The organism is Gulosibacter sediminis (assembly GCF_030011715.1).
GTDB lineage: Bacteria > Actinomycetota > Actinomycetes > Actinomycetales > Microbacteriaceae > Gulosibacter > Gulosibacter sediminis.
On record NZ_JASCYH010000051.1, the window covers coordinates 1 to 11,481 of the forward strand.

Genomic DNA, 11,481 nt, shown 5'->3' on the forward strand with positions numbered 1-11,481 from the left:
TTTTTTGTAGTTTCCAGGCACTGGAAACTACAAAAAACGACCACTCAACCGCAGTGGAACGGCGACGCGAAGGGGCCGGGTGGGGGAGAATTGGCGGGTCTGGTTTGAGGATGGGGAGCGCATGTTTAGTTGGAAGCTGCACGGAAATGGCCGCACGGTAAAGCCGGGCGAGGTGGTGGCGCCGGATGAGCGGCTCGCGTGGCCAGTCACGATCGGCATCGGCGCGCAGCACGTCATCGCGATGTTTGGCGCGACGTTCCTCGTGCCGTTGCTCACCGGCTTCCCGCCCTCGACGACGCTGCTGTTCTCGGGCATCGGCACGCTGCTGTTCCTGCTCATCACGCAGAACAAGGTGCCGAGCTACCTCGGCTCGAGCTTCGCGTTCATCTCGCCGATCATGGCCGCGACCGCCTCGAACAACATGGCCGTCGCCCTCGGCGGTGTGCTCGTCACCGGCGTTGCCCTCGCACTCATCGGCCTGCTCGTGCAGGTCGTCGGCACCCGCTGGATCACCGTGCTCATGCCGCCGGTGGTCATGGGCTCGATCGTCGCGCTCATCGGCTTCAACCTCGCGCCGACCGCCTACGACAACTTCGAGCAGTCGGCCCCGACCGCGGTCGCGACCCTGTTCGCGGTGGTGCTCTGCACCGCGCTGTTTCGCGGCATCCTCGGCCGCGTCTCGGTTCTCCTTGGCGTCATCGTCGGCTACGTGTTCGCGATCTTCCGCGGCGAAGTGAACTTCGACCGCGTCGCCGATGCGGCCTGGATCGGCCTGCCCGAGTTCCACACCCCCGAGTTCAACCTCGCGGTGCTGCCGATGTTCCTGCCGGTGATCCTCGTGCTCATCGCCGAAAACGTCGGCCACGTCACCTCGGTCGGCCAGATGACCGGCCGCAAGCTCGACCACATGGTCGGCCGCACCCTCGCCTCCGACGGCGTCGCGACCGCGCTGTCGGCGACATTCGGCGGCTCGCCGACGACCACCTACGGCGAGAACATCGGCGTCATGAGCGCGACCCGTGTCTACTCGACCGCCGCCTACTGGGTCGCCGGCATCGCCGCGATCCTGCTCGCGATGAGCCCGAAGGTCGGCGAGGTCATCTTCTCTATTCCGCCCGGCGTGCTCGGCGGCGTCACGTTCGTGCTCTACGGCCTCATCGGCATCGTCGGCATTCGCATGTGGGTCGACTCGAAGGTCGACTTCGCGAAGCCGAAGAACCAGATGACCGCGGGCGTCGCGCTCGTCGTCGGCATCGCGAACGTCACCTGGGACTTCGGCGGCGTCATCTTCAACGGCATCGCCCTCGGCACGCTTGCGGCGCTCATCATCTACCACCTGATGAACCAGATCGGCCGCGTCACCGGCACCGACCCGCGCGAAACCACGACGTCGTCGGTGCCGGTGCAGGATGCGGCGGGCGGCTAGAGCCGCGGGGTGCCGCCGGGCTCGGTGCGGCGCGGCCGGATCGCCTCGAACGCCGCGCCATAGCCGAGCAGCGCCGAGTCGTCGTAGGCGCGACCTGCGAAGGTGAGCCCCACGGGCATCCCGATGTCGGCCATCGTGCCCATCGGTACGGTGACGGTCGGGATGCCGAGGTGGCGCGGCACGAGGTTGCCGTTCGCAACCCACACGCCATTGCGCCAGCCGAGCTCGGCCGAGGCCGGGTTCACATCCATGTCGGCCGGCCCGATGTCGGCGACGGCGGGGAAGACCACGGCGTCGAGGCCGAGCGCCTGCAACCAGTTCTCGAGGTCGATGCGGCGCGTCGCCTCGAGGCCCATGAGCCCCTCGCCGATGGTCGGAATGTCCTCGAGCGCCGGGATGCCGTGCTCGCGCGCGAACCAGACGTAGCGGCGGATGTCGAAGTCGAGCGAGCCATACTGGTCGGGCAGCGCGCCGGCCGGCTGAGGGAAGATGAGCTCCTCGTCGACGTCGGCGAGGCGGTTGAGTCGCGGGTCGCCGTTCGCGTCGAGAAAGTCGTGCCACGACCAGAGCGACAGCTCGAGAATCTCGTGGTCGAGGTAGCCCTCGGGCAGCAGGCCGCGGGTGCCGATGGTCGGGGTGCCGGGGCGGTCGCCCTCGTAGTTGCTCACGGCGGGGAAGTCGACCTCGACGACCTCGGCGCCGGCCGCCTCGAGGTCGGCACGGGCGGCACGCCAGAGCTCCATGATCGACTCGCGGGTATCGATGCGCGTGCCGGTCGGCCCGCCGAAGCGGGGCTGTTCGCCGGTACCGGCCGCCTCGTCGGCGTTGATGTACATGCGCGGCACGCCGAAGCGCTTACCCTGCAGCGATGCCGATTCGGCGAGCGCCGGGTACGACGCCGGCCGTACCTCGGAGGCGGCGGGGATCGTCACCCAGGGCTGCACGCGCCAGAAGTCGCCGCGCGCCTCGGCGTCGTCGGCGACGACGGCGTCGAGCACCTCGAGCAGGTCGGCCATGCTGCGGGCGTGCGGCACCGCCACATCCATCGTCGGCACGAGCGGCCAGTTGCCGCGCATCGAGATGACGCCGCGCGAGGGCGTGTAGGCGCAGAGCGCGTTGTTCGAGGCGGGCGCACGGCCCGACGACCACGACTCCTCGGCAAGGCCGAACGCGGCGAACGACGCGGCGGTCGCCGTGCCCGAGCCGTTCGACGACCCCGAGCCGAATGCCGAGGTGAGCCACTCGCGCTGGTACGGGCTTTCGGCGCGGCCGTAGACGCCCCGCTGCATCCCGCCGTTCGCCATCGGTGGCATGTTCGTCAACCCGAGCAGCACGGCGCCGCCGGCGCGCAGCCGCTCGATCGTGAACGCGTCGCGCTGCGCGACGAGGTCTTTGAACGCGGGGGAGCCGGCGGCGACGGTGAGGCCGCGCGCCATGTAGCTGTCCTTCGCGGTGTACGGGATGCCGTCGAGCGGCCCGAGGGTCTCGCTGCGGACGCGGCGCTCGTCGGATGCGCGGGCCTCGGCGAGCGCGTCGGGGTTGCGCACGACGATCGCGTTGAGCGCGCCGTCGTAGGCGTCGATGCGGGCCAGATAGGTCTCGACGAGCTCGACCGCGGTGGCCTGGCCCGTTTCGAGGGCCTCGCGAAGTTCAGCGATGCTCGCTTCGACGACGTCGACTGGGCGTTGGGTCACGGCGACCTCCTTGTGTCCGGCTGCAACGGCGCCAGCTTAATCGATTTAGTACCCGAAGTGTAGGCCCGGCCCACCTACGCTGGTCGCATGACAATGATGCACGGGCGAGGCACCGGTCGGAACATTCCTGACGAGTCGGTGATGCGCGAGCAGAACAGCTCCTCGCCCGAGGTGCCGCACCTCTGGCGCCGCATCGGCACCCTCTTCGTGCCGTACCGCGCGCCGCTCGCCGTCGCGCTCATCCTCGTGCTCATCACCGCGGCCCTCGGCGTCGCGCCCGCGCTGCTCACGCAGCAGGCGTTCGACCGCGGCCTGTTCCCCGTCGCGGGTGGCGGCCCCGACCTCGTCGCCCTCTGGTGGATCGTCGGCGCGATGGTCGCCGTGCTCATCGTGAGCGCCGGCATCTCGGTGTGGCAGACCTGGCTCACCGCGAAGGTCGGCAACTCGGTCACGGCCGATCTGCGCATGCGCCTGTTCGAGAAGCTCCAGTCGATGGAGCTCGCGTTCTTCGCCCGCACGAAGACGGGCGAGGTGCAGTCGCGCCTGCAGAACGACGTCGGCGGCGTCGCGAACGTGCTGCAGAACACCTTCACCTCGATCGTCGGCAACATCGTCACGACCATCGCCTCGATCGTCGCGATGTTCGTGCTGAGCTGGCAGCTCGCGGTGCTCTCGCTCATCATCCTGCCGCCGCTGCTCCTGCTGCAGCGCCGCGTCGGCCAGCGCCGCGCGCGCATCGCAACGAAGACGCAGCAGTCGCTCGCGAATATGACGGCGATGACGCAGGAACAGCTCTCGGTGTCGGGCGTGCTGCTCACGAAGACGCTCGGCCGCGAAGACGCCGCGACCGCCGACTACCGCGCCGCGAACGAGCACCAGGTGGGCCTGCAGATTCAGCAGGCCATGGCCGGCCAGCGCTTCTTCGCCTTCGTCAGCGTCGTCATGGCGCTCATCCCTGTCATCATTTACGTCGTCAGCGGCTACCTCATCACCGGCGGCGCGACGCTCACGGCGGGTACGATCGTCGCCTTCACGAGTGTGAACACGCAGCTGCGCCGCCCGCTGCTCGGCCTCATGCGCACCGGCCTCGACGTGCAGACCTCGAAGGCCCTGTTCGCGCGCATCTTCGAATATCTCAACCTGAAGCCGGCCATCGTCGAGCCCGAGCGGCCGCAGCCCCTGCGGCCCGAGCGCGTCGGCGACATCGAGTTCCGCGACGTCGTCTTCCGTTACCCCGACCAGCGCGACGACGAGCCGGCGACGCTGAGCGGCGTCTCGTTCTCGGCGAAGTCGGGCGAGTTCGTGGCGTTCGTCGGCGCATCCGGCGCCGGCAAGTCGACCATCGCCTACCTCTCGGCGCGGCTCTACGACGCGACGGATGGGGTGGTCGCGTTCGCGGGCACCGACGTGAAGCAGCTGCGCCGCGCCGACATCGTCGCGAACGTCGGCATGGTGAGCCAGGAGTCGTACCTCGTGCACGCGAGCATCGCCGAGAACCTCCGGCTCGCGAAACCCGACGCGTCGCTTGAGGAGCTCGAGGCCGCGTGCCGCAAGGCGAGCATCCACGAGCAGATCATGACGTTCCCCGACGCCTACGAGACGATCGTGGGGGAGCGCGGCTACCGCCTCTCGGGCGGCGAGAAGCAGCGCGTCGCGATCGCCCGCGTGCTGCTGAAAGACCCGGCGGTGCTCGTGCTCGACGAGGCGACGAGCGCCCTGGATGCGGTGAGCGAGCGGCACGTGCAGGCGGCGATTGATGAGGCGAGCCGGGGCCGCACCGTGGTGGCCATTGCGCACCGGCTCTCGACGATCCGCGAGGCCGACGTCATTCACGTGGTGAGCCACGGCGAGATCGTCGAGCGCGGCACGCACGACGAGCTGCTCGCGGTCGGCGGAGCCTACGCGACCCTGTACGCCGAGTCGGGAGAGTAGCGCATCCAAGCGACCCTCGTAAACTAGACGGGTTATGAAGGTTCTTGCAGCAATGAGCGGCGGCGTCGACTCGTCGGTCGCGGCGGCCCGCGCGGTCGACGCCGGCCACGAGGTGGTTGGCGTGCACCTCGCGCTTTCGCGCGCGGGCGGCACCCTGCGACAGGGCTCGCGCGGCTGTTGCACGATCGAAGACGCGATGGATGCGCGGCGCGTGTCGGACGCCCTCGGTATCCCCTTCTATGTGTGGGACTTCTCGGAGCGCTTCAAGCTCGACGTGGTCGACGACTTCATTGCCGAGTACGCCCAGGGCCGCACCCCGAACCCGTGCCTGCGCTGCAACGAGAAGATCAAGTTCGCGGCGCTGCTCGACAAGGCGCTCGATCTCGGCTTCGACGCGGTCGTCACCGGCCACTATGCCGAGGTCGTCGACCGCGAGGACGGCCAGCGAGAGCTGCACCGCTCGTCGGAGGAGGCGAAGGACCAGTCGTACGTGCTCGGAGTCCTCACCGCCGAGCAGCTCGAGCACTGCTGGTTCCCGCTCGGCGCGACGCCGTCGAAGGAGCTCATTCGCGAGGAGGCGCGCGAGCGAGGCTTCGTCACGGCGAATAAGCCCGACAGCTACGACATCTGCTTCATTCCCGACGGCGACACGCGCTCGTGGCTTGGCGAGCACATCCCTCTGCGCCCAGGCGCGATCGTCGACCGCTCGGGCGAGGTGCTCGGTGAACACCAGGGTGCGAGCTCGTACACGGTCGGCCAGCGCAAGGGCCTCAACCTCTCGCGCCCGGCCGCCGACGGCCGCCCCCGCTTCGTGCTCGGCACCGACCCCCAGACGAACACCGTCACGGTCGGCCCGAAGGAGGCGCTCGCGGTGGGCGAGATCGCCGGCCAGCGCTTCAGCTGGGCAGGCGCCGCCCCCGACATCACCGAGTTTCGCTGCGACGTGCAGATTCGCGCGCACGCCGACCCGCAGCCCGGCACCTGCCGCATCCGTCGCGCCGCGCGCTCGACGCGGCCCGACGCGACCGAGCCCGGCGTCGAGATCTCGGTGCGGGTCGACACCCCGCTCGTCGGCGTCGCGACCGGCCAGTCCGCCGTGATCTACGTCGGCAGCCGCGTGCTCGGCCAGTTCACCATCGACATCGCAACCTCGCAGCTCGACCTCGAGCCCGCATCCCTCGCCAAGGAGGCCAGTTGACCGGCGCAGCCGCACCCCAGCTCAAGGATGGGCAGGCGCTCGATCGCCTCAGCGAACAGGCCGAGCGCTGGGCGCGGGGCTACAAGCACATCGATGACGAGACGAAGCTGCGCGCCGACTTTGACGCGAAGTTCCGCCACGAGGCCAGCCAGCTCGCCGCGCGCTGCACGCAGCCGGCGCGGCGATTCGGCGTCAAGGACTGGATTCTCGCCGTGCTGCTCTGGCTCATTATTGCGGGCGGTGTGCTCATGGCCTCGATCTTTCTGATGCAGCCCGACGTCACCTGGTTCTGGATCTTCGTCGCGGTCGCCGTCGTCATCTTCGTGCTCGGCGTCGTGCTCGTCTACCGCGACACGACGAGCACGGCGCGAGCCGAGAAGCGCCTGCACGACAAGACCGAATGGCTCCTCGGAGCCTCCCTGCGCACCGCCGAGTCGGTCGTGCGCGAACGCCGCGCCAAGAGGAGCTAGCTATGGCCGACCGCGATCCCGCCCTGGAATTCGACGAGGCTCGCGCGGAGGCCGATCGGCTCGCCGATCAGCTCACCCAGTGGTCGGCCGCGTACTACGAGGGCGACACGCAGCTCGTCACCGACGCCGAGTACGACGCCGCGATGGCGCGCCTGCGCGAGCTCGAGGCCCAGTTCCCCGAGCTGCAGTCGCAGGACTCGCCGACGCAGGTCGTCGGCGGTGGCGCCTCCTCGCTCTTCGCCGAGGTGACGCACCGCGAGCGAATGCTCTCGCTCGACAACGTCTTCTCGGTCGAAGAGCTGCGCGCCTGGCTCGAGCGCACGGATGCGGCGGCCGGCGGCAAGGTGCGCTGGCTCACCGAGATCAAGATCGACGGCCTCGCGATCTCGCTCACGTACGAGCGGGGCAAGCTCGCCATCGCCGCGACGCGCGGCGATGGCCGCACGGGCGAGGACGTCACCGAGAACATCGCCGACATCGCGGCGATCCCGCAGCAGCTCACCGGCGAGGGCATCCCCGAGCTCGTCGAGGTGCGCGGCGAGGTGTTCTTCCGCGTCGACGACTTCCGCGCGCTCAACGCCGAACAGGCCGAGGCGGGCGAGCCGCCGTTCGCGAATCCCCGCAACGCCGCATCCGGCTCGCTGCGGCAGAAGCGCGAGGGTAAGACCGGCACGAAGCTCGACCTCATGCGCAAGCGGCTTGGCCGCCTCAGCATGTATGTGCACGGCATCGGGGCGTGGGAGCAGGGTGCGAACGCGACCCCGCGGCTCGAGAACCAGTCCGACTACTACGAGCTCTTCGCGAGCTGGGGCCTGCCGACGAGCCCGCACACGCGCGTGCTCGAGTCGGCGGATGCCGTGGCCGAGTACGTCGCGGAGTACGGCGAGCGCCGCGCCTCGATCGAGCACGAGCTCGACGGCGTCGTCGTGAAGGTCGACAACCTCGCGATGCACGACGAGCTCGGCGCGACCGCCCGGGCGCCCCGCTGGGCGATCGCTTACAAGTACCCGCCCGAAGAGGTGCACACGAAGCTGCTCGACGTGCGCGTCGGCGTCGGCCGCACGGGCCGCGTCACGCCGTACGCCGTGATGGAGCCGGTGCACGTTGCGGGCTCGACCGTCACCTTCGCGACGCTGCACAACCAGGATGTGGTGCGCGCTAAAGGTGTGCTGATCGGCGACACGGTGGTGCTGCGCAAGGCGGGCGACGTGATTCCCGAGGTGCTCGGGCCGGTGCTCGCCGAGCGGCCGGAGGATGCGCATCCCTTCGAGATGCCCGCGACGTGCCCCGAGTGCGGCACCGAACTGCGGCCGATGAAGGAGGGCGACGTCGACCTGCGCTGCCCGAACGCGCGCAGCTGCCCCGCGCAGGTGCGCGGCCGGGTCGAGCACATCGGCTCGCGCTCGGGCCTCGACATCGAGGTGCTCGGCGAGGTGACTGCCGCGGCGCTGACCCAGCCCGATGAACCCGAGACGCCGCCGCTCGTGACCGAGGCTGCGCTGTTTGACCTCACGCTCGACGAGCTCGTGCCGATCGTCGTGACGGTGCGCGACGCCGATACCGGCGAGCCGAAGGTGGATGCGGACGGCGCCTCGCGCCAGCGCACACCTTTCCGCGTTGTCAAGTCGAAGACCTACGCGCCCGAGGCCGAGGGCATGACTGCGGCCGAGCGCCGCAAGGCCGGGTTCAAGAAGGATGTGCCGGTGTACGGTGCATCGACGCAGGCGCAGAAGCTGCTCGATGAGCTCGAGAAGGCGAAGACGAAGGAGCTGTGGCGGCTGCTCGTGTCGCTGAACATTCGTCATGTGGGCCCGGTTGCGGCGCGCGCGCTCGCGGATTGGTTCGGCTCGCTCGACGCGATTCGCGCGGCCTCGGTCGAAGAGCTGTCTGCAGTGGAAGGCGTGGGCCCGATCATTGCCGAGTCCATCGCCGAGTGGCTTCAGGTCGACTGGCACCTCGAGATCGTCGACCGCTGGACCGCCGCCGGCGTGCAGTGGGCGACGCCCGGTCACCCGGGCCCGGGCGCTCGGGAGGAAGTCGAGGGGCCGCTCACCGGCCTGACGATCGTCGCGACCGGCACGCTCGAGGGCTTCACGCGCGAGGGCGCGAAGGAGGCGATCATCGCAGCCGGAGGCAAGGCGGCGGGATCGGTCTCGAAGAAGACCGACTTCGTTGCGGCGGGCCCCGGCGCGGGCTCAAAGCTTTCGAAGGCGGAGGAGCTTGGCATCCCGGTGCTCGACGCCGACGGTTTCCGCCTGCTACTCGACGGCGGCCCGGATGCGGTGGCAGGGCTTGCTGCCGACACCGACACCGACACCGACACCGACGCCGACGCCGACGCCTGACGCCGCCGCCTGCGCCGCAAGTGGCGCTGTGAGCGACGACCGGCGCCGTCAGGATCGCGCCACTCGTCGCTCCTGTCGGCACTTCGTCGCGCCAGGGTCGCTTGGTCACTCTATCGTTGGTATGGTCCGATCGGCCCATCTGTGAGTGGCCGCAGACGGGGTCCGAAACTCGCGCGAGACGGCCCGATGCGGTCGCACGCAAGCGTTCGATGAGCTTCAAGCTTCTAGAGAAAGTGGCTGATGGGGCCCATTTAGGGGTGCCTTCTGTCGAAGCTTCCAGTCAACGATACGTTGGACAACTTGTCGTGCCCGGTCGTGACATGGGCAGCCGTCGTCCTAGCTCAACTGCGTCAGGTTCTCTCACGGCTTGTCGGAAACCTGCTTGGCATGCACACATGCGCCGAATGATCGTTCTTGCCGTCCTTTCCGTCATCCTTCTCGCGGGTTGTGCGACTGGGAGTGCCGGGATCTCCGCAGGCACGAAGACTCCGGCCCCACCCTCCACCACCTCCGCGGATCTGGAGGCTGTTGTTGACGACTGCCGCCAGGCCGCCATCGATGACGTCCTATTTGGCTTCGAGGGGTCAGGTGGGAGTGGTGCTACTACGCCCGCGGAGGTGTTCGATATGAACTACGGCGTCGACAATGCCCAGGTGGAGCCCGCGGAGGGTGGCTGGGAGGTCACCTTCACTGACACCGGGAACCACGATCCGGGCGCGGTTTCGATCTTGTGCAGCTGGGTCGACGGTGACGCTACTGCGAGGACGGAATAACTACATGCCGGACTTGCCCTGCGAGAGGCCATCGCGGAACTCACCCCAGAACAGGTTGGTGGCCTTCGCAAGCGAGTTGACCGCGAGGTTTTCCTGGGCGAGCAACATCCTGGTGGAGACCGGTACACTCAAGGGCTTCACGCGCGAGTGGACGAAGGAGAGCATCATCGCTGCGGGCGGCAAAGCCCCCAACTCGGTCTCGAAGAAGACCGACTTTGTCGCGGCCGGCCGGCCGGCCTGGCTGCCGATGCCGACGACTGACGCAGTCGCCCGCACCGCAAGAGGCGCCGTGAACGACAACCGGCGCCGTCAGGATCGCGCCACTCGTCGCTGACGGCGCCACTTCGGCTGGGATGGCCCTATCGGGTGATATGGCAGGTGCGGTTCGGCTGCCAGGATCGATGGCGTCCGCAACCGTGCGGTCGAGGTCTGTCGCGGAGGTGGTGTCGTGGAGGAGCCGCAGCTTTCTTGGGCGTCGAGAGGCTGGATCGCGCTCGGCTGGGTCTGCGCGCTTGTCGTGACCGTGGCCTCGATTGTCGCGACGGCGCAACCGTTAGAAGATATGCCGATCATCTGGAGAACTTGTCAGCCGCTACTCGCCGATGAACGTGCCGCGCTCATCTGGAAGCTCGCTACCCATGTGGTCTTGCTCTGTGTAGTTGTGGTGCTGCGGTGGTCGGTGTTTGCACGGTCGCCGTGGCCGCAGCCGAAACGGCAGGTGAAAAGTCAGGTCGTCTTGATCGTGGTGATGTCGTTGGCCGTGGCCCTGCTCGCGGCGTTCTTTTATTGGTTCCTGATGGGTCTGACTTGGGGTTTGGAATGGAAGTCCTTTCGCGCGGAGCCGCTGTATCCGTCTCCGGAGGAGGTGTGTAATACGGGCTGGAGTCGGTGGCCGATCGTGAACATGTATTGGGCGACGCCGGGGCTCGCGGTGGGTATCGACGTCGTGGTGGGGTGGTTCCGGTTCAAGGCCGGGAAGCGTCAGTTAGTTCCGTGGGCAACTGTCGTATCGTTCGTGATTCAGGTTGTCGGTGCGATCTGGATGCTCCAGCGCTAGTTCCGCACCTGAACGCACCCCTCCACCCGTTTGGTCCGATCGGGCCATTCTTTGGGCCGGGGGCGTCGAGAGGGGCGGCGCCTGCACCGACGAGTTCCGGTGATCTCAAGTCTGTTGTGGCCGACTGTCGTCAGGGCGTGCCCGATGGCGTCCCCAGGCGTCCTCAACGGTATGGGCTACTCGCGCGTTTGCGTCGGGCCCGGTCGTTCGCAATGGTGTGATCGCCTGACTTGGCTGTCTATGAGATGCACCCAGGACTGTCGCCCGCAGCTCAGCGGCCGACTCACCACGCTCCCGAACCTCTGGGGCGTTCTTCGTTAGGAATAGAAACAAATGGTCTACAACAGCAAGGCATTCGGATACACCGTCGAGAAGTCGGCGCGTGGCACCGCAGGCGGCCCCTACTACGACTTCTGGTGGTGGGAGCCTGGCTTGGAACTTCGCAAGCGCATTCAGCAGTGAATCGGCCTGGGTTTCGTTCCGTTCTTGAAGCAAGGATGGAACACGATGAACCAGAAGTACTCTCCCGAGATGCGCGAGCGCGCGCTGCGGATGCTCGATGAGGCCAAGGCCTCCGGTGAGCACT

The 11,481-nt window shown here is 68.2% G+C and carries 10 protein-coding genes; 9 read left to right on the forward strand and 1 reads right to left on the reverse strand.

From position 1 onward, the window contains the following. The first annotated feature begins 121 nt into the window (after positions 1–121). The gene (locus QM019_RS11680) at positions 122–1,426 is read left to right on the forward strand and encodes a uracil-xanthine permease family protein (RefSeq protein ID WP_282853133.1); all 1,305 of its coding nucleotides are present in this window, start codon (positions 122–124) and stop codon (positions 1,424–1,426) included. Here QM019_RS11680 and QM019_RS11685 read toward each other — a convergent pair. After that, positions 1,423–3,120 carry an amidase gene (locus QM019_RS11685; RefSeq protein ID WP_282853135.1) on the reverse strand — a complete coding sequence of 566 codons (1,698 nt, stop codon included), beginning with the start codon at positions 3,118–3,120 and terminating at the stop codon, positions 1,423–1,425. The two genes, QM019_RS11680 and QM019_RS11685, sit on opposite strands and share 4 nt — an antisense overlap. Before the next feature lie 87 nt (positions 3,121–3,207). Here QM019_RS11685 and QM019_RS11690 point away from each other — a divergent pair, with 87 nt between their 5' ends. The 8 genes from QM019_RS11690 to QM019_RS11725 all read left to right on the forward strand — a co-directional run bounded on the left by QM019_RS11690 (position 3,208) and on the right by QM019_RS11725 (position 11,357). Then, positions 3,208–5,052, forward strand: coding sequence for an ABC transporter ATP-binding protein (locus tag QM019_RS11690; protein WP_282853136.1), 1,845 nt, complete (start codon positions 3,208–3,210; stop codon positions 5,050–5,052). Positions 5,053–5,086: 34 nt separating this feature from the next. Further along, complete coding sequence (mnmA, locus tag QM019_RS11695; RefSeq protein WP_282853137.1) at positions 5,087–6,250, forward strand: tRNA 2-thiouridine(34) synthase MnmA; 1,164 nt, start codon at positions 5,087–5,089, stop codon at positions 6,248–6,250. Next, a complete protein-coding gene (locus QM019_RS11700) occupies positions 6,247–6,720 on the forward strand; it encodes a hypothetical protein (protein WP_282853138.1) in 474 nt (157 codons plus the stop codon). Before mnmA ends, QM019_RS11700 begins: the two co-directional genes overlap by 4 nt. A gap of 2 nt (positions 6,721–6,722) precedes the next feature. Further along, positions 6,723–9,065: an NAD-dependent DNA ligase LigA gene (ligA, locus tag QM019_RS11705; RefSeq protein ID WP_282853139.1), complete on the forward strand. Its 2,343-nt coding sequence runs from the start codon at positions 6,723–6,725 to the stop codon at positions 9,063–9,065. Positions 9,066–9,469: 404 nt separating this feature from the next. Next, entirely contained in the window at positions 9,470–9,838 is a 369-nt protein-coding gene (locus QM019_RS11710; RefSeq protein WP_282853140.1) for a hypothetical protein, read from the forward strand. Between the two features lie 112 nt (positions 9,839–9,950). Beyond that, positions 9,951–10,172, forward strand: a complete 222-nt coding sequence (locus QM019_RS11715; RefSeq protein ID WP_282853141.1) for a hypothetical protein — start codon at positions 9,951–9,953, stop codon at positions 10,170–10,172. Positions 10,173–10,286: 114 nt separating this feature from the next. Beyond that, positions 10,287–10,895, forward strand: a complete 609-nt coding sequence (locus tag QM019_RS11720; protein ID WP_282853142.1) for a hypothetical protein — start codon at positions 10,287–10,289, stop codon at positions 10,893–10,895. Positions 10,896–11,228: 333 nt separating this feature from the next. Beyond that, positions 11,229–11,357 (forward strand): hypothetical protein, encoded by a 129-nt coding sequence (locus tag QM019_RS11725; protein WP_282853143.1) that lies wholly within the window; start codon positions 11,229–11,231, stop codon positions 11,355–11,357. Positions 11,358–11,481: the final 124 nt, after the last annotated feature.